The sequence below is a fragment of the Dyadobacter sp. 32 genome, from assembly GCF_902506755.1.
In the GTDB taxonomy this organism is placed as follows: domain Bacteria; phylum Bacteroidota; class Bacteroidia; order Cytophagales; family Spirosomataceae; genus Dyadobacter.
In genome coordinates this window covers 5,627,571-5,649,275 of the sequence record NZ_LR735258.1, presented here as the reverse complement: position 1 = coordinate 5,649,275, position 21,705 = coordinate 5,627,571, and the positions used below count along the sequence as shown (strand labels likewise).

Annotated in this window: 15 protein-coding genes; 6 read left to right on the top strand and 9 right to left on the bottom strand. The window is 45.6% G+C overall.

Going from position 1 to position 21,705, the window contains the following annotated elements; genetic code table 11:
• Nucleotides 1-94: 94 nt before the first annotated feature.
• From DYADSP32_RS23165 to DYADSP32_RS23140, 6 genes are all read left to right on the top strand, one after another.
• On the top strand, nucleotides 95-1,414 hold the full coding sequence (locus DYADSP32_RS23165) for a sugar MFS transporter (RefSeq protein WP_149240538.1): 1,320 nt from the start codon (nucleotides 95-97) through the stop codon (nucleotides 1,412-1,414).
• A 108-nt stretch (nucleotides 1,415-1,522) separates the two neighbouring features.
• Nucleotides 1,523-2,848, top strand: a complete 1,326-nt coding sequence (locus tag DYADSP32_RS23160; protein ID WP_149240539.1) for a Gfo/Idh/MocA family protein — start codon at nucleotides 1,523-1,525, stop codon at nucleotides 2,846-2,848.
• Nucleotides 2,849-2,870: 22 nt separating this feature from the next.
• Complete coding sequence (nagA, locus tag DYADSP32_RS23155) at nucleotides 2,871-4,049, top strand: N-acetylglucosamine-6-phosphate deacetylase (RefSeq protein WP_149240540.1); 1,179 nt, start codon at nucleotides 2,871-2,873, stop codon at nucleotides 4,047-4,049.
• A gap of 36 nt (nucleotides 4,050-4,085) precedes the next feature.
• Nucleotides 4,086-4,862, top strand: coding sequence for a glucosamine-6-phosphate deaminase (locus tag DYADSP32_RS23150; protein WP_149240541.1), 777 nt, complete (start codon nucleotides 4,086-4,088; stop codon nucleotides 4,860-4,862).
• A 92-nt stretch (nucleotides 4,863-4,954) separates the two neighbouring features.
• Nucleotides 4,955-6,334 carry a putative oxidoreductase C-terminal domain-containing protein gene (locus tag DYADSP32_RS23145; RefSeq protein WP_149240542.1) on the top strand — a complete coding sequence of 460 codons (1,380 nt, stop codon included), beginning with the start codon at nucleotides 4,955-4,957 and terminating at the stop codon, nucleotides 6,332-6,334.
• A 54-nt stretch (nucleotides 6,335-6,388) separates the two neighbouring features.
• Nucleotides 6,389-6,982 (top strand): Uma2 family endonuclease, encoded by a 594-nt coding sequence (locus DYADSP32_RS23140; RefSeq protein ID WP_414617992.1) that lies wholly within the window; start codon nucleotides 6,389-6,391, stop codon nucleotides 6,980-6,982.
• Nucleotides 6,983-6,995: 13 nt separating this feature from the next.
• Here DYADSP32_RS23140 and DYADSP32_RS23135 read toward each other — a convergent pair whose 3' ends face one another.
• From DYADSP32_RS23135 to sprA, 9 genes are all read right to left on the bottom strand, one after another.
• Entirely contained in the window at nucleotides 6,996-8,699 is a 1,704-nt protein-coding gene (locus tag DYADSP32_RS23135) for an FAD-dependent oxidoreductase (protein ID WP_149240543.1), read from the bottom strand.
• Between the two features lie 132 nt (nucleotides 8,700-8,831).
• Nucleotides 8,832-9,737, bottom strand: a complete 906-nt coding sequence (locus DYADSP32_RS23130) for an anti-sigma factor (RefSeq protein ID WP_149240544.1) — start codon at nucleotides 9,735-9,737, stop codon at nucleotides 8,832-8,834.
• A complete protein-coding gene (locus DYADSP32_RS23125; protein WP_414617991.1) occupies nucleotides 9,734-10,279 on the bottom strand; it encodes an RNA polymerase sigma factor in 546 nt (181 codons plus the stop codon). The genes DYADSP32_RS23130 and DYADSP32_RS23125 overlap by 4 nt, the downstream gene beginning before the upstream one ends.
• Before the next feature lie 275 nt (nucleotides 10,280-10,554).
• Nucleotides 10,555-11,283, bottom strand: a complete 729-nt coding sequence (gene gldF, locus DYADSP32_RS23120) for a gliding motility-associated ABC transporter permease subunit GldF (protein WP_149240546.1) — start codon at nucleotides 11,281-11,283, stop codon at nucleotides 10,555-10,557.
• 45 nt (nucleotides 11,284-11,328) lie between these two features.
• Entirely contained in the window at nucleotides 11,329-11,844 is a 516-nt protein-coding gene (locus DYADSP32_RS23115; protein WP_149240547.1) for a DUF4199 domain-containing protein, read from the bottom strand.
• A 39-nt stretch (nucleotides 11,845-11,883) separates the two neighbouring features.
• Nucleotides 11,884-12,441: a DUF4199 domain-containing protein gene (locus tag DYADSP32_RS23110; RefSeq protein ID WP_149240548.1), complete on the bottom strand. Its 558-nt coding sequence runs from the start codon at nucleotides 12,439-12,441 to the stop codon at nucleotides 11,884-11,886.
• A gap of 112 nt (nucleotides 12,442-12,553) precedes the next feature.
• Nucleotides 12,554-13,840, bottom strand: a complete 1,287-nt coding sequence (locus DYADSP32_RS23105; RefSeq protein WP_149240549.1) for a dihydroorotase — start codon at nucleotides 13,838-13,840, stop codon at nucleotides 12,554-12,556.
• An 83-nt stretch (nucleotides 13,841-13,923) separates the two neighbouring features.
• The gene (gene gcvH, locus DYADSP32_RS23100; RefSeq protein ID WP_149240550.1) at nucleotides 13,924-14,301 is read right to left on the bottom strand and encodes a glycine cleavage system protein GcvH; all 378 of its coding nucleotides are present in this window, start codon (nucleotides 14,299-14,301) and stop codon (nucleotides 13,924-13,926) included.
• Nucleotides 14,302-14,378: 77 nt separating this feature from the next.
• Complete coding sequence (gene sprA, locus DYADSP32_RS23095) at nucleotides 14,379-21,617, bottom strand: cell surface protein SprA (protein WP_149240551.1); 7,239 nt, start codon at nucleotides 21,615-21,617, stop codon at nucleotides 14,379-14,381.
• Between the last annotated feature and the right edge of the window lie 88 nt (nucleotides 21,618-21,705).

Here is a 21,705-nt window from a genome sequence, read left to right as displayed (position 1 = left end):
TTTTACATTTCACATTTCACAAGGTCACCGCCAAGCGGGAACTGGTATTAGGCAGTTATGCTATTATTTACAAATCCTTATTTAAAGACTAAAAATGGCTACTGCTGCTATAAAGGTTGAAAATCTTACCAAAAGTGAAACACGGCTTTCCGTATTTTTGATCGGGGTCATGTTTTTCATTTTTGGCTTTGTTTCCTGGGTCAATTCTATTTTGATCCCCTATTTCAAAATTGCCTGTGAACTCACAAGCTTTCAGGCTTATCTGGTGGCATTTGCATTTTACATCGCATACTTTGTCATGTCGGTTCCCTCATCCTACCTTCTAAAGGCTGTTGGTTTCAAGAAAGGCATGATGTTTGGATTCTGGGCTATGGCTTTGGGTGCGTTCATTTTTGTACCCGCAGCCCTGACACGTACCTACGAGATTTTCCTGCTCGGGCTCTTCACCATTGGCATAGGGCTCGCCATCCTGCAGACTGCGGCAAACCCCTACATCACCATCCTCGGTGCAAAAGAAAGGGCTGCACAACGGATCAGCATCATGGGAATCTGCAACAAAGCAGCCGGAATCCTCTCGCCGCTCATTTTTGCAGCGGTGATTCTAAGGCCAACGGACACGGATTTATTCAAACAGCTTTCGTCCATGACCGATCTGGAAAGAAACAGTGCACTGGATGAACTGATCCGCAGGGTAATCAACCCATACATCGGACTGGGCAGTTTCCTTTTCATCCTGGGATACCTGGTTTACAGATCGCCATTACCCGAAATAGACACGGAACATGAAAGTGAGGAACTTGCCACAGCCAATTCGGGTAAAACGAGTATTTTCCAGTTCCCACACCTTATTCTTGGCGCATTAGCCATTTTTCTTCACGTGGGCACACAGGTTATAGCGATCGATACCATCATTAGCTACGCCAATTCCATGGGAATCAGCCTGCTGGAGGCCAAAGTATTTCCGTCTTACACACTTTTCCTGACCATTTGCGGCTATCTCATCGGGATCGCCATCATTCCAAGATTTATCCGGCAGGTCAACACCCTGCGGATATGTACACTCCTTGGCACCCTGTTTACCTTAATGATCATATATGCCCAGGGACCCATTTCTTTCTTGGGGCATCAAACGGATATCTCCATATGGTTTGTGGTACTTTTGGGGCTGGCTAATTCGCTTGTCTGGGCCGGTATCTGGCCATTGGCACTGGATGGTCTTGGTAGGTTTACCAAACTGGGTGCTTCCGTAATGATTATGGGACTTTGCGGTAACGCGATCATGCCCCTGTTCTACGGCCACTTCGCCGACCTCTACGATGTCCGTCACGCTTACTGGGTGCTGATGCCCTGCTATTTATACCTGGTTTTTTATGCCTTTTATGGTCACAAAATCAGGAAGTGGAGTATCTCCTGAAAAATAGATTTACCAGTTACTGTTTAGAAGCGTTAAGACCTAGTTGGTGCCAACTGGCAAACTTTAAAGCATACAAACTTTTTAAATACATCATTTACTGTCACGATTATGGACAACAAAACAGACCTTTCAGGCGATTTTCATTCCAATCGGCGTGATTTTATAAAAAGTTCATCCATTGCTTTGGGCGGTATGCTGGTCACCCCGGCCCCATCCAAAGTGTTTCTGAACAATTCGAATAATGATGTCTTAAAAATCGCATTGATCGGCTGTGGAAAACGGGGTGCTGGTGCGGCTGCGCAGGCGCTGATGACCTCGAAAAATGTGAAACTCGTAGCCCTGGCAGATGTTTTCCGTGATCAGCTTGATGAGACGTATTTCCATTTAACCAAAATCCCTAAAATAAAAGACCAGGTCGACGTGCCTGAAGCTGCAAAATTTGTTGGATTTGACGCCTACCAAAAAGCCATTGACCTGGCCGATGTGGTATTGCTCGCTACCCCTGCCCCTTTCCGACCCGATCATTTCGAAGCAGCTGTAAAAGCCTCTAAACATGTATTTATGGAAAAACCGCTGGCATCCGATGCACCGGGTATTCGTAAAATACTGGCAACCGGAGAATTGGCAGCTAAGAAAAAACTTTCGGTCGTAGTGGGTTTGCAAAACCGTTATGACCCCACTACACAGGAATTCGTCAATCAGATCAAGAACGGTGCTATTGGCGATGTCATTTCGTCTTCGTGCTATTACATGATTGGCCACATCAACCTGGTACCACGCAAACCAGGCTGGACCGAAATGGAGTATCAGGTTAGAAACTGGCGCTATTTCAACTGGCTATGGGCTGGCTCACCAGCCGGACTTCAGATTCACAACGACGATGTCGTCAACTGGGTTAAAGGCGGCTACCCCGTAAAAGCACAAGGAGTAGGCGGGCGTCAGGCGTTTAAAGGTCCCGACAATGGTGATGTATACGATCACTTTTATATAGAGTACGAATATGCCGATGGCAGTAAATTGCACAGCGAAATCAGGCACATTGATGGAACCGAGAAGAGAAATGGTTTTTTCTTTTTGGGAACCAAAGGTTCGGGAGATCTGGCTACGGGTCTTAAAGACTACAAAGGCAACGTGATCTGGAAACGAGACCCCAAAATAGTACATAACCCTTACCAGCTCGAGCACGATAAATTCTTCGAAAGCATCCGGACGGGCAAGCTGATCAATGACACGGAATGGGGTGCAAAAAGCACCATGGCAACCATCATGGGTAGAATGGCTGCCCACTCCGGGCAGGTGATCGAATGGGACACCGCCTTGAAGTCCGATATCAGTATTGTTCCTCAAAAACTTTCCTGGGATGCTCAGCCCCCATCCATGCCCGATCAGAATGGCAATTATCCCGTACCGGTGGCGGGCGTAGCGCAAGCTTAATCCAGATTTGAAAAACACATTAATGACAATTAAAATATTCAACGGACACATCATTACACCTTACCGGATCATTCGCAACGGTACGGTAATTATTCAGGATGGCCGTATTTCAGAAGTTACCGAACAAAATATTGAAGTTGCGGATGCCCTGGAAATTGATGCAAAAGGCAACTACATCGCACCCGGCTTCATCGACCTCCATATCCATGGAGGCGGTGGATATGATTTCATGGACGGAACCGAGGAAGCTTTTTTAAAAATAGCTGAAATCCATGCGCGATACGGTACCACTGCTATGGTCCCAACTACACTGACAAGCGAAAAAGAGGATCTTTTGAAAACGCTGGACATTTACGAAACCGCGAACAAAAAAAACCAGTTGGGTGCGCAGTTTTTGGGTATGCATCTGGAAGGTCCATACTTTGCAGTCAGTCAGCGTGGTGCTCAGGATCCAAGGTACATCCGTAATCCCGACCCGGCTGAGTATGAAGAAATCCTGGCTTACTCCTCTTCCATCGCCAGATGGAGTGCAGCGCCAGAGTTGCCAGGTGCCATTGCTTTCGGCAAACGACTTCGTGAGAAAAATATCCTGGCCGCGGTGGCACATACGGACGCGATCTACGAAGAAGTTCTTGAAGCCTATGAAAACGGTTACTCTCTGGCAACACACCTTTACTCCGCCATGTCCGGAGTAACCCGAAAAAATGCATTCCGTTACGCAGGAACCATAGAAAGTGCCTATTTGCTGGATATGGATGTAGAAATCATAGCAGATGGCGTGCACCTTCCCGCACCCTTACTGAAACTGGTGTATAAGATTAAAGGAGCAGATAAAACGGCTTTGATCACAGATGCCATGCGTGCAGCAGGAATGCCCGAGGGAGATAGCGTGCTCGGGCCGTTGGAAACAGGGCTGAAAGTCATCGTAGAAGATGGCGTGGCCAAACTTCCTGATCGCAGCTCGTTTGCCGGAAGCGTATCCACAGCGGATCGACTGGTGAGAACAATGATGGGCATGGCCGATGTGTCGCTGATTGACGCTGTCAGAATGATTACTGCAACCCCAGCCAGAATCATGGGCGTCGACAACCGGAAGGGTTCACTTGTATCAGGCAAGGACGCAGATGTGCTCATCTTCGATGATCAGATCAATATAAAAACAACCATTGTACAAGGACGAATTGTATATCAGAAATTATAAAATTATACCATTACCATACTATTTAAGGAAGCTCAGATGAAAGCGGATCAATTAGAAGTCAAAATACTTGAAAACAGGCAGCTTATGGGAGAGCTGGCGGCCCGGACAGTTGCTGAAAAAATCAGGGAGTTGTTACATTCCAAAGAAGAAATAAATATCATTTTTGCATCGGCACCTTCACAAAATGAGTTCCTTACCGGCTTATTGGAAGAGAAAGATATTGACTGGAAACGAGTCAATGCATTTCACATGGACGAATACGCCGACCTGCCAGGCGATGCACCTCAGAGTTTCGGTTACTTTCTTAAAGTTCGGTTATTTGACAAAATCCCTCTGAAATCAATTCATTATCTTAACGGTAATGCGGCAGACCTGGACGCAGAGTGCAGCCGGTACGCAACGCTTCTCACCCAATACCCCACAGACATCGTCTGCCTGGGCATAGGCGAAAACTGCCACCTCGCATTCAACGACCCGCATGTGGCCTTTTTTGAAGACCCTTTGATCGTTAAGCAGGTTGAACTTGACCTCGCCTGCCGGCAACAGCAGGTAAATGATGGCTGCTTCGCTACGCTTGACCTCGTCCCCACCAATGCGTTGACTGTTACGATCCCCGCTTTATTAAAATCCGGCTTTGCATTCTGCATCGTACCAGGTGAAAAGAAAGCAGATGCCATTTATCACACCATTGAAGACGACATTCAGGAGCTGTATCCATCTACCATCCTCAGAACACATCCAAACGCAGTATTGTTTATCGACAAAGCCAGTGCGGGGAGATTGGAACAAACTTCGTCTTTTGTACAAGCTTAGTGCTTTCTCAGGTTGGATGAATGAATGATTGATCCAAACCGCAAGCAAGTCCGGGCAAAAACCTAATTGTTAACAGCTAATAGCTAAAAAAAATGAAGGGCAAATCATTAACCGTTGCATTGATAGGATTATTGATGCTGAATCAGGGGTGTACCAAAAAGGAAGAAGAAAAAGTGAATGAAAAACCCTTAAAGTTACTCGTCGTAGAACCTGGCCATTTCCATGCTGCCCTGGTTCAAAAATCCATGTACGGCGATGTGGATTCCGTCGTACACGTCTACGCTTCCGAAGGTCCTGATGTAAAAGCGTATCTTGATAAAGTTGAAAAATACAATACACGCCCGGAGGATCCCACAAGATGGAAAGAAGAGGTTTATACCGGTGCGGATTTTATGGAAAAAATGCTTTCTGAAAAGAAGGGAAACCTGGTTGTACTTGCAGGTAATAATCAGAAAAAAACGGATTTCATCAAACAATCCGTGGATGCTGGCTTGAACGTACTGGCCGATAAACCGATGGCGATTGACTCTCCCGGCTTCGAACTACTCAAAGAGGCATTTGCCAGCGCTGATAAAAATAAAGTGCTGCTCTATGATATCATGACGGAACGTTACGAAATCACCAATACTTTACAGCGCGAACTGGCGGCACTGCCGGAAGTATTCGGCGAGCTTCAGAAAGGCACACCTCAAAATCCATCGGTGGTAAAGGAAAGTGTGCATCATTTTTTCAAATACATATCCGGAGAGCCCCTGGTACGTCCTACCTGGTTCTTCGACGTGAAGCAGCAGGGAGAAGGTATGGTGGATGTTACCACGCACCTTGTGGATCTGGTGCAGTGGAGCTGTTTTCCAAATGTGACACTGGATTATATGAAGGACATTCAGATACTATCGACCAAGCGTTCGGCTACAAAGCTGACGCCATCGCAATTCAAACTGGTCACCAAAAGCGATAAGTTTCCGGATTTCCTGAGCAAAGACGTGATGGATACGACTTTGAGCGTTTACTCAAACGGAGAACTGAATTACACGCTTAAAGGTGTACACGCAAAAGTATCCGTAATATGGAATTTCCAGGCACCCGAAGGAACAGGTGATACGCACTACTCCATCATGAAGGGCTCAAAGGCCAACCTGATCGTTCGCCAGGGAAAAGACCAGAAATACAAGCCCGTTCTTTACATCGAGTCGGCAGACAAAAGCAAAGGATATGAAGAAGTTTTGACCAGAAACTTCAAGACAATCCAGGAGAAATTTCCCGGCATCGAACTGAAAAAGAATTCCGCCGGATGGGAAATTACCATTCCTGCCAAATACGAAACAGGACACGAATCGCATTTCGCGCAGGTTGCCAACAAATACATGGAGTATCTTAAAGCCGGCAAATTACCTGAATGGGAAGTGCCCAACATGCTCGCAAAATACTACACCACCACATTGGCTTTGAAACAGGCCATGGAAAAGAAATAGATAAGACAGCTTGGTTTTGGCTATATTTGTTTTTGCCAAAACCAAGCTGATATTATGAAAATTACAAGCTTAGATCAACTCGACCTGAACGCTACCTATAGCTATGCCGATTATTTGAAATGGCAGATTGAAGACCGGATTGAGCTGATTAAGGGGAAAATTTTTAAAATGTCTCCTGCTCCCGCCACACGACACCAGTTGTATGTTGGTGAGATTTTCCGTCAAATAAGCAACTACCTTTATCGTAATTCCTGCAAAGTATTCGTTGCTCCTTTCGACGTAAGGCTTTCTCCCTTGAAAAGACTGGATTCAAGTAAAATATATACGGTTGTTCAACCTGATATTTGTGTTGTATGTTCTCACGACAAAATCGATTCAAAAGGGTGTAATGGGGCTCCCGATCTTGTTGTGGAAGTATTATCTCCTGGTAACACGGACATGGAGATGAATGAAAAATTTGAGATATACCAGGAGAACGGTGTACTGGAATATTGGCTGGTTGAACCAAATGATAGAATCGTTCTGGTATATGTACTGAATGAATCCGGTGCGTTTATTGGTCTAAAACCCTTCACAGAATCGGAAACCATCCACTCAAAAGCAATTGACGGTTTCGAAATCCTTGTGAAGGACATTTTCGATGTCTAGGCCCAACCATTGATCATTGTTTTGGCCATTCTGTTTCCACGCCCTGCGACCTGATAAATTCCTGAAATCCCTTCAACAGCCCGGCATTTTCACGCACAGCATGTGGTGTTACTTTTTTGTCTAAGGCATATTTGATCAAAAGCCCTACCGACTCACCGATACTCCATTCAACAGGATGCAACCGGTAACAACCATTGGTGATGTGTGTGGTACCAATGTTTTTGTTGGCTGGTAACATATTTACCGTTTTCACAGGCAGCAGGGCGCCCAATGGTATCTGAAAAGGCAAAGAAGCAAAATCAATGTAATTATCTCCGTCACTGGAAGGGTGTAGATCAATATGGTAGTATCCTACACCTACGCTATCATAAAACGTCGCAGCCGAATTATGTTCCTTACCGGTAATCATTGCACGCTGTGCCGCACCTACATGTTCTTCTTTGATCGTAAATACGGCTTTAATTCTCCTTGACTCACGCACATACGGATACTTGGCCAGTCCATCCTCAGTGCCCATGACGTCCTTTCTCAAACGAATTCCAGGCCACCCCTTTCCACCATCCGGCCTTGGCGCTTCTGTCTGAAGCCAGTACAATAGCGATAAACTAAGCTGCTTTGCACTGTTCACATATTTGGTAAACTCTTCTTCACTTGCCCCAATCAGATCCCCCAGGAAGTAATCGTTTTGGGGCCAGTTCACTATGGTGATATCACCAGGATAAAACCCATCCTTGAAATTTCGTTTACTAATGATGCGCCGATACAACCATAAGTTCAGCTTATCTCCCGTGGGTATCCCTTCCGGATGGAAACCCAACATTTTCGGTTCCAGAGTTTTGGGATTGGAATAAGAAAGACTAAGCAGTTTCCCCGACCAGGGTTTCGACATTTTTGGCACATAGTTTCTCCAGAACTCATACTCCTTCGGCTTGTCAATGACATGATTTTCGCCCGCCAGATAGTCGATAGCGAAGCATACTGTGAACGCCTGAACATTTTTCGGATTACTGGTTGCAGGAGCATGAAGCTCCCCGGTTTCACTGCTTGATTCCGTGCCAGTCACAAAATCCGTTCCGGTTAAAGGCAAAAGATCTCCCAGCTCTGTGGCATCAACGAAATACGGAGCACTAAGCGTGGTGACTTTTTTAGTTCTCAGATCCAATACATCAAGGGAGCGTACCTTATGAGCGCTCTTCTCCGCTTTCTTCACTTTATGTTCCAACAGCAGTGTAAGTTTACCGGCACTGATGAAGGGAGCAAACAGGTCATTTAATACGGCAACAGCAACCCTTGGCTCATGACACAATCGGGATACTGCTCCATCACCCGGATTGAGATTTTTACGGGATTTGGCATCATCCGTCAACGGGTAGTGCCGGAGATAATACTGTCTCACAGCAGCTCTGTAATCCCTGTAAAGTGCAGTGGCGCCGTGTGTTTCAATCCATTGATGCTCGTCCGGCGGTACGCCCTGCTGCGAAAGCTGGCCCCCGATCCAGTCCGTCTCTTCTGTCAGTATCACGGAGAGATTATTTCGCAGCGCAGCCAATGCAGCAGCACAGCCTCCCAGCCCGCCACCGGCAATCACCACATCTGCCGACAAACTATTATGGGCATCAGGGTTATCTGCCCGGACCACCCTTGTACCATTTTCCCGCTCAGTGCCTATAGCCCCGGCACCAATAACTACGCTACCTAAAAAATCTCTTCTTTTCATTTTACAAATTCAGCCCTGAAAGGTCAAGTTAACAGTAAGAAAGGTGTTTGCACAGCAAAAAGCAAGTATTTTTATAAAAAAAGCTCACACCGAAAAATCCGGTGCGAGCCATTCAATCTTCATATATAATTCTTAAACCTTACCCATTACATACATTTCATCCATCGTGGGTACGGGACTGCCTCCCGACTTCTCCAGTGTTATTGCAAACGCCACCGAACCCGTTTTGGTGTGTTTCATAGTCAACACTTTTCCCTGAAAATCCTGGTCCAGCATACCAATATCCACCGGAGCTCCGTCGACAATACTCCATAGCTGATATTGCTTGCCACTGGGCGCAGGCGGCAGTTTTTGTACATCAATCATCACTTCATTTGTCTGCTGGTTCCAAAAGGCCGCTACAACACTTTCAGGTGATTTTGTAGGAATTCCAGTCATTTTAATCACTTTAAAATCAGGGCTTCTGTAGAGACTTGCCAGTGACTCCTTGTAAGCATATACCTTTTTCACTGTTTCCATTTGGAAAGCCAGTTCCTGGTTTTCGCTGGTTGCCGAAGCAACTGCTGTTTTCAATTCCGACATTTGCATACCGGCCCACCCTGCAAACAATGCGAGTAACACCGAAGCCGCAATGGCAAGTTTGGCCCATGCAGGTGTAACGATCTTGGTTTCTACACGGTCGAAAACATTGGCGACCACATTGATATATTCATTTTTATCAGAAACATCGTTTACTTCCGCAGAGGGTGTCACTTCTCCCACCGAATCCAACGGTAGCGCGCTCCCCTTTTCATGTGATTCCTTGCCTTCTTCGCCAAAGGTCATTTGAGCAAATAGTGATTCTTTCAAAGAAGCCGGTGGCGGCGTCTGGTATTTAAGTGCATATTGTTCGAGTGCATCCTCGGTGCGTAAAAGCTCTGCTTTAATTTCAGGATAAATGTGTGACATACATTCAACCTCCTGCTTCTCCTGAGAAGAAACAGTGCCCAATACATATTCCTCTAATATACCGGACTCTATGTAGGCTTGAATATTCATACTGCAAAATAATTTTTTAACTCTTGTAAAGCCGTGCGTATCCTCGATTTGACCGTACCTAATGGTATGTTCAATTCCTCCGAAATTTCTTCGTGCGTGTAACCCTGAAAATAGGCCATGTCAATCAGGATTTTCCTTTCTGGTCGAAGCATATTAATAATTGCTTTCATCTCTGAACTGCTTACCATGGACTCCTGACCCGCGTCCGGTTCATTCTGAACGGCTCTGTCATCAATGTCATCCATTGCGGGCTTTCTTCCCTCCATGCGGACAGCATCAATGGCACCATTTCTGGCGATGTTCAAAATCCATGTAAAAAGTCTTCCTTTTTCAGGATTGTAGGAGGCTATATTTTTCCAGATCTTCAGGAAAGATTCCTGTAAAACATCAGCAGCACGTTCTTCGTCTCTGAGTGTTTTAGTAATAATATTAAACAAAGCCCCGGAATAATGATCGTAAAGAAAATCAAAGGCTGTCCGCTCGTTCCTTTTCAGCGCAGACACCAATTCATCTTCTGAATACTTAATTTTGCTAGTCGCCAAGAGTCGCTTAACAGTTAATTGTAAATTTCTTAATGGCAAGCTACCGAAATTTCCGAAGATCTTGATACACCCAAGACAATTTATTGGGTACGTATCTCAATTAGCCGCTATTGGCGGAATCGCCAAACTGGTACTGCCTAGTATTCTTCATAATTTTAGTGTGTTTCAATCATATACGACGAATGCACCATTATGGATCAATGCAAGCAGAAATATTGCGGATACGCTTTTTGTAACAACCAATTGTCACAGAAGGTACACATAATCCAATGCCCTTATTTGCGAAGGGTCTCGATTCGCCAATAGGTAATTGTAAGGAAAAAAGTGATCAGTGTCAAAAGATAAACCAGGTTGCGTGAGTCTACAAGGCCCCTTCCCAAAGCACGATACTGTTCGTCGAGCGCCAGCCAGGAAAACAACTGGGCAAATATCCCCTCCCCAAAAAGGGAAGCAAGTGAACCAAATCCAACATACCAGATAAAAGCAAGGAAGACGCCGAGTACGAAAGCGACGATCTGATTGTCATTCAGGGCCGATGCCCAGATTCCCATCGACACCAGAACCCCGCTGAACAATGACAATCCTATATAAGAGCCGAAAACAGCGGCAGAGTCAACATTACCGACGGGATTACCCAACAAATAAATACTGATGTAGTACAGTATCGTAGGAGCAATCGTGATCAGCACCAGCAGCCAGTTTGCAAAAAACTTCCCCAGGATCAGGTCCCGATTGAGCAAAGGCTTGGTAAGTAGCAGTTCGAGGGTACCATTGCGACTTTCCTCCGCGATGGAACGCATGGTAATAGCAGGTATAAGAAAGATAAGCACGTAAGGAGCCAAACTAAAAAAAGAATTCAGGTCGGCATATCCGTACTCCAGCACGTTTGAACCCGGGAATACCCAAACGATCAATCCTATAGAAATGAGGAATACCGCCATTACGATATACGCAATCAGCGAATTAAAAAAACTCCCGATTTCCTTTTGAAAAATAGCGAACACGGTAAAAACGAAAAATGAGAACGAATAATCCTGCCGGGCACTCCGCTAATCAAAAACGGGTTTGTCCTTGCGAAGTATTGCAGCAATAATCAGCGATAATACAAAGCCTACCATAAGAGATCCGATCACGCCAAACGCGAACAGCACTCCAGGAGACATAAATTTCTCCGACATAGCCATCGCCTGATCTATCTGTGCATCATCCATTCCTTTAGACTCCATTTCAGAACGGGCCGTATCCATTGCCTGCGTGATGATGGTGGGATCGATAAATTTGTTGTAAAGAACACTGAAAGTGGAGCCCAGCAGCCCCATAATGGCCGAGACCAGGCTACCCAGTCCGAGGCCTTCTCCATAAGTCATGAATCCTTTGTTTTCTTCCTTAAACGACTTCATCGCCACAACGATCCCGACAATCATAAAGACGAAAGACAGAGATGTCAGCCACTTATTTTGGGATTGTCCGGTTACATTGATTATTGTAGTGAATACCATGATCACCACAGATGCAAGCACACCATACTTAAGGGCAATTCGGGCAGTTGAAACCTTCTCTTCCATGTTGTTAGTTAATTTATGTTGTGGACAATCCTTGGTTAATTACTTCTGATGAAACACACCGTAGTCCTGCTTTCTGAAAATCAGTGAGATGACCAGTATCGGAATGATGCCCATCATCATTTTTTTACTCACTTCATCTTTAATCACCACCGATGGCTGCATGGATTGGATCTCTTTATACATTTTCGTAAACTCCGGCTCGGTGATGTCTTTGATCAATTGTGCTTTACCCGAATCCAGTAATTGAATCATTTCATCAACATAACTGGTAAATGTAGCGGGATCCACAAAAGTAATAAACAGATAGATAAGCCATCCGTTAATCAATGCCGCAACACAATTGACCACATAGCCCAAAGTAAGCGCCTCCCATAGATGAAGAAATCCATTCCCCACATACTTTCGGTAATACCAGCAGCAGACGGCTATCAGGATGATGTGAATGCCAAAATCAAGCACTTTATGATTCCCCAGGGGTATCACACCCAGAAAATAGAGTCCCAGAAAGAATATAAACGCCAGCAAACCTGTGATCGCACCAAATGCGAGCGAAACTTTTAAGAGCGGTTTATTAAAATAGTCGATTATAGATTGCATAAATAATAAGCAATTAACCTACAACCTGAGTCATTGGCTTTTGCAATTCTGTTTTTACTGTGAAATTTCCAAGCCGGTATAGCTATGTAAGCTACGCCGACAAAAGGCAAAGTTAATCAAACCATTCTAAACGATTGTTGTTGATCACGCCAGTCACCTTCCCCTTGAGTGTTTTGCCCAGAAAGGGCGTATTTTTTGATTTGGAGAATGATTTTTCAAAGACCCAATCCGATTCCGCTTCGAAAAAAGTCAGGTTCGCAGCCTGGCCCTCACCTATAAACAACGCTGGCAACCGCAAAATGTGTCTCGGCTGCACGGTGAGCTTATCTACAATCTCTTCCACAGGCAATCCTGTATGCATTACCGCCAGTGAAAAAGCAGTTTCTAAACCCGTAATACCAAAGTCTGCATGGTCAAACTCCAGGTTTTTGCATTCTTCATCATGCGGATTATGATCCGACACAATAGCATCGATGGTACCGTCCAACAGTCCAGCACGTATCGCAACATGATCATTCGCTTGCCGGAATGGGGGATTAACCTTAAGATTGGTATCGAAGTCCATCAGGTCAGCATCCGTATAGGCCAGCTGATGGGCCGCTACATCGCAGGAAACGGGCAATCCCTGTGCCTTGGCTTCTCTTATCAGCGCAACGCTCCGGGCTGTTGAGATTAACGACACATGTAATGCCGGTTTTGAAAATTGGCTCTTTGAATTTTTCTCAAGGGCATAAGCGAGTAATTTCAGATCACGGGTGAGCATCATTTCCTCTGCCAGTGAAGGCATGCCCTTCATGCCGGTGAGTGTGCTCGCAACCCCTTCGTGCATTTGCCCATACAAGGTGAGCTGCCGATCCTCGGGCCGGTTCATCAGCAAAGCATCCAAGGGCTGTAAATAGAGGATCGTTTTAAGAAACAGGTCCGCATTTTGAACCGGATGCTCTCCATCCGTGAAAGCCACCGCTCCCGCACGATGCAAATCAATCATCTCTGTGAAGTCTACTCCTTCGGCCTTTCTGCTTACCGATGCGGTAACATGTAACTTAACCAGACCTCCCAAGCCAGATTGTTTGATGTAGTTGAGAGTGTCCTTACTGTGTACAACGGGTTCGGTGTTGGGCAAAAGAACAATTTCGGTAAACCCTCCTTTTGAAGCAGCAAGGCGTACCGAGGTCAGATCTTCCTTGTGTTCAAATCCAGGGTCACGAGAAGCCACGCGCATATCGACCCATCCCGGGGAAACGCACACATTACTTCCTTCCTTGATGTCCATGCCGGAACCATCCAGATTTTCACCAATCTGCTTTATTTTGCCATCTTCAATCAGTATATCTTTTATCTGTCCATTGAATGGAGATATTTTATCAACGATACGAACCGAGCGAATTAATACTTTCATTTTTGTCTGTCCCGGAAAACTCCGGTAATTCCCGTTGTTAAATTTCCAAAAAAAAAGCTCCCTGAGGAGCTTGAATATTTACATCAACCTATAAATTTTTCATAATCCTCTGCGGAAAGTAACCCTTCTACATCACTTGCATCGGCCATGCTGATTTTAACCATCCATCCCCGGCCATAGGGATCCGAATTGACGAGTTCAGGCTCTGCGTCCAATTCTTCATTTACCTCAAGTACAGTTCCTGCTACAGGAATGAATAAATCTGAAACTGTTTTCACAGCTTCAACTGAACCAAACACGTCCCCTTTTCCCAATGAATCCCCAACCGTATTAATATCGACATACACAATATCCCCCAATTCATGTTGGGCGTGATCCGTGATTCCGATAAATGCCACATCGCCCTCAATCCGTATCCATTCGTGGTCTTCTGTGTACTTAAGTTCTGCTGGGAAATTCATGTTTTAATGGGAGTAAGTTCTGAAACGTTTGCGCCCGCAAATTACACTATGTAAGACGTATTTTCCAAATCGGTATGTTATTCCGCAAGATTGAATTTCAACTGAACACCCCCGGATGTGCTCCTTCTGTAAAACTGGTTGGACACAAATGGATCAAAAAACGTCCTGTCAAAATAAAACTGGCAGCTCAGCCTGTTGTTGACCACATAATTAACGGTCGGGTGTAACTGGAAATTGATGTTACCAGCCGTGATTATATTTTCCTGCTCCGTCTCTATGCCAAGCGAATTGGTAGATCCGAATTTTCGTCGGATATCCCGGGTGTCACGGAAAGTCATGCCAAGCTGGAAAGTCATATCATTTTTAAGTTTCTTTTTGACTCCGTTGATTTTGAACGGAAGCGGAACATTGTTTTTCGTAAAGCCTAAACTTACAGTCAGATCCTGGTTGAAAAGTTCCGAAACAAGGGCATTGGAAAATTGAAGCGCTATGGCTCGGTCGCGATTGTAATCAATACTACCGGTAATCCTGCTTTGTGTCCTGAAACGCACCCCGATCAAAGGTGAGAATTTCTCAACCATGGTAATCGTACTCATGGAGAAAACCGGTACGTACTGCAGTTTATTTACAGAATTGTCCAGCACACGCGACAAGGGGTAGTTCATCACCGCCAGGTTGACATAATCGGCCTCGAAGCCCAGCGACGATGTATAATTTCCTACGCTATACGTGGATGTGTATTTATGCGAAATAGAAAACGAACTGAATATCTTTTTGAACATCGGCAACTGTGCGAGACCGGTATAGTCCACCTGCCAGTTGGGCATCGGGAATTTCAGAAACGGATTGATGCTCACCGTTGCTGTATCCTTGCCGGAATAAGCGGCAAAAAAAGCGGCAATCAATACGTCCTGCGAATTGATGTCATAGTATCCCGTATTGTCCGGGTTGTCGCGGTTGAGCCTTCTGACCATGGCACCCCGGTACGCTTTGAATTTGTCGAAAACGGGAGAGGAGTTATCATGCCTGGCTTTAGCAAAAGCGGTGCGGAACGACATAAACGACATGCTGAATTGCCCGTTGCGTAAAGAATTCTGGCTTTCGAACGGTGCATTTACGGCACTGGGACGATAAAATTCCTGGTAGGCGTCCTGACGCGTTTTACGTATCTCAAGCTGTATTCTCAGATCTTTCAAAGGTTCCAGAGAAGTATTGGCTGAGAATATTTTTTGAATTGTTTGCTGGAAAGGCTGGTTTTGCTGGACACTTTTTGTAAGCCAGTTGTTTGCCTCGGCTTTTCGCTGAAAATTCCTGTCCTGTTGACCCAGTACAAACGGGAGTAGCTGGGACCTGTTTGCATTGTTCACCCCAAAATACTCCGGTGCACCACCCACATATCCAGGTAACGCCGTAGTCTCGAGCTGAGAATAACTGACGTTAATTCCCCGAACAGTCATGAGCATCCTGGTCACGTTTTTCAACACATTACTCGATCGCAGATCAATATCCTCCACGTCACCCGGGCTCCGGGCAAAGTTCTTCCTCACTGCGTTGGGTGAATTGGCAAATTTCAGGTACCGCAGCTTGTTGTAAAGCATCACAAAGTCCACCTGCCCGGTGATTCCCATTTCGCGGCTGTTACGGATAATATCACCAAACAAAACATCACTTGAATCCCGCAAACCCAGTGCGTTGGCCTGATAACTGTATCCAACCGAATGTGTATAGTCCGCCTTCATCCAATCGGTCAGCGGTGTTTTGTCCAATGGTAGCCGGTAGGTAAGTTTCAGTTTCTGATCGAAATTCTTGACACGCCCCAGGTTTTTAAAATTGGTCCAAAGGGAATCCTTCTTTTCCTGAGAATTGATATCCCCTTCCGGCTCGTCGATAATGGAATTGGCTACCGAGTTGTAAGAAAATGTACTGTTGCGGGTGAGGTTCCAGCCCAGATCATAATACCGGTTGAACCAGAAGTATTTTTCATATAAAGGCTGAATTCCCTCCGCTGTGATAATCGTCCTTCCATCACTGGTCTGCTGCGAATTTTGTAGTTGCGTCCGGGTAAAACGACGGTCCACATCTGTACGGATCGACACCAGGTTGGGAAGCGGTGTGACGTTAAAGTCTCTGATCAGCTCCGTCCACCGGCTTGTGGATTTCCATTTTTTAAATGGTTCGAATGCCTTGGGCTGACTATTGTAAATGTAAGAAATACCGCCTTTAAACATCCGTTGCGAATATTCCTGAGTCAGGATATTTCGCCGGTTTTCGTCGCTGAAAGCATAGGTAAAGGATAAGTTTTCAAAATCGTAGAAATGGTTTTTCGCGCCGGGCTTCGTCTTTATTTTCCGAACGTTGGAAAAATTAATTCCGCGTTTCACGGCTCGTTCCTCAACGAGCCGTCGATAGCCATCCCGTTCTTCGGAGGACCGCAGGTTGTCAAGGGAGGTAGATAAAGGCGTGTCGGGATTAAGCGGATCAAAATGAGGCTTGACGACATGCTGATCATAACTTACAAAAACGGGTATGCTGAAACCCCAGTTTTGGGGCAGTAATTTATCGAGAAGTATGTTGGACGAAACCCCATAGTCCGTGGTGAAGTTTCGGGACCGCTCGCCTATTCTTTGCTGCACCGACCCAAATCCAAAAGTTTCGATACGACCTGAGGCTGAAACCGTAGCAAAGTCAGCAAGTTTGGCATTCAGCTGAGCTATGGCCGCAATCCCCCCGGTTTCATCGAATCCTTCAACGTGCATTTCATTCACCCAGATACAGAAGCTTTTGGCCCTTTCCTGGCTGGTCTTGGGATTACGAACCCCAATCATCATCACGCGAATGGAACTCAGATCGGGGTTACCCACCACGGTAAGCCGCCTGCCGTCTACATCAATGAAATAAGGAATACTTTGATTTTTGTCAATTTGTCGGTTCCGCTCCGATTTAACCCGGATCAGATCAGCCAGCGCGATATTCAGTTCATTGCCGGATGGCCAGATATCAGCCTCGTTAAGGTCTCCTGGTTTCGTTGCCAGCAACTTGCTAATGTCAATCTCATAGTAATTTTGCGTAAGGTCGGTTCCGATACGCATGAAGGCTCCCACCTGTTCATTGTTATTGGCATTGTCGCTTTGCATGTGAATGTACATGCGAAGCCTCTTTCTGAACATCAGGTCCAGGTTCACGTTTTTGAATACCGCCCGGGAATCCCCGTGCCGCAAATCCGTCACACACAAGCTCATGGACTGCTCATTCAGTTGCAATGGCGGACGCTGGGTATTATCAAGGTCCCTATTCCATCCTGGAGGCAATTTATAGGTATACTTATTACCCTCGTTACTAGCCTGGCTATTCTCTTCAATGCTTACAGTACCTACCGTAAACTTGGCATCGTAAGGTTCAGGAACTTCCTGAAGCCCCGCGGCATCCAGGTTGGCGGTATATTTACGATACTGCTGCCCAACCATCTGCATCTGAGCAAAACGTAGTACAACCGGCCTGTCAAACTCGGTGAGGTACATGCGCATAAAACGAATGGACTTGAATCCATTGATGGCTCCAAACTTGTCCGTAAATTCCTTTACCGGTACTCTGAACAAATACCAGTTCTGCCCATCGGAAGATACCGTTTTATCAACTACATAATTATTACCTATCCCAATGTTATCGGGCTGTAGATTGATCTCATATTCATAATAGCTCTCATTGTCGTTGATGGTGTTGTCCACATTCATATCCTCTGCATCAGGCACGTTGGTGGACGCCGGTGTGACGGCATTCGAGTTACCCAGGCTTTCGGGAGAGTTGCCTTCTACCCCCACATAGTCCTTGTAACGCTGAAGCACTTTTGCGTCGGCTTCGTCGAGCTCCGGCCCCAGGAAAAACTTAAAATCATCCCCGGATGGATCCTGTATAATTTTTTCCCTGGCTTCGCTGGACAGGTTAGCTGGCAAACGATCCAGAAAACTTTCCTTAAAAAACGCCCGCTCTTCTTCATTGCTGAGTCCGTCAAACCCAACATCCTGCTTAGCCCGTGCGCCTCCACCATTACTGAAGGCGTTAATCAGGTATTGCGACTTCGGAGCGTCTCCCCAGATCGTCCTTTCTACGTTCTCACCAATTTTTTTATCTACAATCGGCAGCCCATTTTCAAAATTGTATCTTTCATCCGGAATAACATCTTCCGAAATATCGCCCAGGTGAAAAATGAGTTTACCACCTCTTCTGCCGTCCTGGGTTGCATTTTCAAATCCGTCCATAATCCTGCCATCTGGCCCCTTTATAAAAGGATCCAGCATCCAAAATTCGATACTTTCGATATTGGCATTATCAAAATCGTTGTCCGACGTGATCGCCCTGCTTAATACACCAAAGTTTTCAATAGGCCTGCTGAGACGTCCATCGGACTCCAGGGCAGGATTATAATTGTACATGCCACGCTCTTTGGGATAATAAGCAATATCCAGGATATTCTGAGGATAATTTATAAGCCCGGAAATAGAACGGTTAGGAAAAATGTCGGTGGGCAGAAATAACTTTTCATAATAATTACGTTTATCCGCTTCAGTAAGGTTGGTAGGAGGCTGATACCCTCCGCCAAGGCCCTGCGGACCACCGAAGATATTATCAACCGTATAGGCCGAAATTTTAGCCCGGTTGTAGTTGTACTCCAATGTCTTTCCACTTAATCCTCTGTCACGCACCAGCCTTCCTGGCACTGCACCGGGCCTCCATTTCTGTGGCTGGCGTGCCAGATCATACACCGTGCGCGTGGATTCAAAATCATCCACAAGCGATCGGTTGTTCACATCTTTGGTTACACCGGGAAACAATTTGGCCACCTCTGCCTTAAACTGAATCGAAGACATTTCCTTCGTCTGAAGTAATGGTAGCTTGTCAATGAGTTTGGTCAGCCAGGGCATATCCTTCCTGAAATTGATATCAAATCCAAGCATCGTGTTATTTACCGGCTCATTGCCGATCGACACACGCGTAAGATACCCTGCAGGGCGCTCACGGTATTTCATCGCCGTGAAACCAAGGCTCAAATTACGGTTGGCAACGTAGTCCAGGCGGGTACCCAGCAAGGAACGCCTCTGATTCTGGAACATATCCGGGCGTTCAAATTCGATCACAATCTCTCTTCCTGAATTGAGCACACTCTGATTGAGCAAACGCACCCGGCCTATCTGCGCCTCGACCAGATAATCGGAACCTGGAGACAAAGGAACGCCTCCAGAAGTAACGGTTACCGAAGTTTCCAAAACGCCGTAAGGCAAAACCACCTCCGTACCATTGCTCGACTGATAAGAACCTTTGAGAAAGAACTTATTCTTTTCCGATACCTGCTGGGCATCGATCATGGTCGTCTGATACAACTCGTTGAAAACGTATTTGCTCCGATCTGCATCCGAATCGAATTTTGCCGACAGTGTGGATCCAAATGGTTCTAGAACCGGAAAAATGATCCTGCCCGTTTTGGAATCAATGGTAATTCCCTCCACGAAATCGAAATTTCCATCTGGCTGAGGGTCATTAACCTGATTGAGCCGGTCGAGCCCCATCAGGCGAATCAGGGGTATGTCACGAAGATTACTGGTTTGCAGCGTGGGGTTATCTACTCCGGTAAGGTCATCTTTGTAGATCACCCTCAGCTGAAATCCGAGCTTGTCGATCTGATTAGTCCCCAATGAATAAATGTTCTTCATCATCAGGTTCCACATCGGAAGCTTGGTATTGTTACGAATCGTGGAAGATTTCAATAATTTAAGGGCAATGACCTCATCGTCCTTACGTGACAAATAATCCTCCGTCAACTCTCCAACCTTATACGCCCGGCCGTTCAATGTGTATTCGTAAGCCACGGCCAGCACCTCATCATTTCGGAGGGTGTTGGTTAGCGAAATATAGCCAAGCTGAGAATTAAAGGTGTAATCCCGGTCAGCAACAAGTTTTTTGGCTCCTCTCAACAATTCATAATCCTCTGTCTTTACCAGCCCGAGATTGGTTAGTGCGGAGTTGGTATTATCAACCTGACGAAAATTTGAATTGTTACTTAACGCCTTGTATAAACCATTCGAAGCATTTGAAGCCGGTTCATTTGGCATTATGGGTTGAATCAATGCATTGGTTTTGTACGGGCGGGGTTCGCCTAAATCGGAAAATCCGACCACGTTTCGCAGGGTTTCGGTTGTGGTGGTGCGGTTGGTGATGTACACCTCCATCCTCGTTACCTGTACGCCCGAGAGGATCACCGGGATCGATTTCAAGGAACTTTCGTAAATATTACGGAAATACTGAGATAGAAAGAAATTTCGGTTTTCATCATACGTATCTGCACGTATCTCGAAATCACGGCTTTGCGCTCCGCCCCTTAAAACAATTCTTTCTTTACTGGATTTTTGCTCGGAAGCCACAAAGGTGGCACTTAACTTGCCAAACTGGAAGTCGGTTTTTAAACCAAACAGATTTTGGACACCAGGAATCAACTGGCTGTTTATCGCCCAGTTGATATTCCCCGCCTCAATTTTTCGGATAAAACTTTCCTCCGGATTTTTGTAGTTGAGCTTAAGTGCATTCTCAAAATTGAAATTCGCCTTGGTGTCGAAATTGGTTAGGAAGCCAAGCTGTTCACCCATTTTAGCATCAAAATTGATACTGATCTGCTCATCAAATATAAAATTGGTAACCTTTCTTTGCCTGATCGGTTTTGTGGGATCGTCATTGAACTGGCTTCTTACACCCAGGTCAAGCGACACAAACCCCGTGGGTTTGAAATTCATGAAGTCGTCACCCAGCAGCTTTGAAAGGGAAGGAGGAATATCCAGTTTCGGCAACAGGCCCCTGGCGCCCATGGCACTTTTTCCGTCCTGTCTGCCTGCATACTCCCGCATCAGACTCTTAAAAGCCCGATCTTCCATGGTCTTGTTGTACGAATCCATGTCCATACTTTCCGGAGCACGGAAATCAAGATTACCTGTGGGCGTAGCGATTTTTTCGGTAATGGCAATCTTACCCGTACTGTCCCGTAAGATGGTAGTGGAAATATTCGCGGGCTCACGAAGGTAAAAAGGCGATCTTGGCCTGGGCTGCGCGAAGCGATTATTGTAGTAATCCTTCCACCGGGTGATGATCTGGCTCCCCGACTTGTCTATATTTTTCCGCGTAGTATCCTCTTTTAGTGTATCCGCAAGGATGGCCCAATTTTCTATTTCTCCATTAGAAAAAGCACCTTTGTCTACAGAAACAGTAGCTAAAAGCATAGCTCCGGTAGAAAACGTGAACGCCTTAAAAAGGAATGAGTAAACCGTTGATGACAAAGCTAATGTACTTTTTTAAGGGAGGTTGCCGGAACATTCATATGCACTGTATTCTTCACAACGGTTACAGGTCTGCCAATATTTTTAT

Bases quoted from the DNA above. Each gene is read 5' to 3' on its own strand.
- DYADSP32_RS23115 (WP_149240547.1), bottom strand. From the start codon at position 11,844: ATGGAAGAGAAGGTTTCAACTGCCCGAATTGCCCTTAAGTATGGTGTG.
- DYADSP32_RS23160 (WP_149240539.1), top strand. From the start codon at position 1,523: ATGGACAACAAAACAGACCTTTCAGGCGATTTTCATTCCAATCGGCGT.
- DYADSP32_RS23135 (WP_149240543.1), bottom strand. From the start codon at position 8,699: ATGAAAAGAAGAGATTTTTTAGGTAGCGTAGTTATTGGTGCCGGGGCT.
- DYADSP32_RS23105 (WP_149240549.1), bottom strand. From the start codon at position 13,840: ATGAAAGTATTAATTCGCTCGGTTCGTATCGTTGATAAAATATCTCCA.
- DYADSP32_RS23150 (WP_149240541.1), top strand. From the start codon at position 4,086: ATGAAAGCGGATCAATTAGAAGTCAAAATACTTGAAAACAGGCAGCTT.
- DYADSP32_RS23140 (WP_414617992.1), top strand. From the start codon at position 6,389: ATGAAAATTACAAGCTTAGATCAACTCGACCTGAACGCTACCTATAGC.
- nagA (WP_149240540.1), top strand. From the start codon at position 2,871: ATGACAATTAAAATATTCAACGGACACATCATTACACCTTACCGGATC.
- DYADSP32_RS23110 (WP_149240548.1), bottom strand. From the start codon at position 12,441: ATGCAATCTATAATCGACTATTTTAATAAACCGCTCTTAAAAGTTTCG.
- gcvH (WP_149240550.1), bottom strand. From the start codon at position 14,301: ATGAATTTCCCAGCAGAACTTAAGTACACAGAAGACCACGAATGGATA.
- DYADSP32_RS23130 (WP_149240544.1), bottom strand. From the start codon at position 9,737: ATGAATATTCAAGCCTACATAGAGTCCGGTATATTAGAGGAATATGTA.
- DYADSP32_RS23165 (WP_149240538.1), top strand. From the start codon at position 95: ATGGCTACTGCTGCTATAAAGGTTGAAAATCTTACCAAAAGTGAAACA.
- DYADSP32_RS23145 (WP_149240542.1), top strand. From the start codon at position 4,955: ATGAAGGGCAAATCATTAACCGTTGCATTGATAGGATTATTGATGCTG.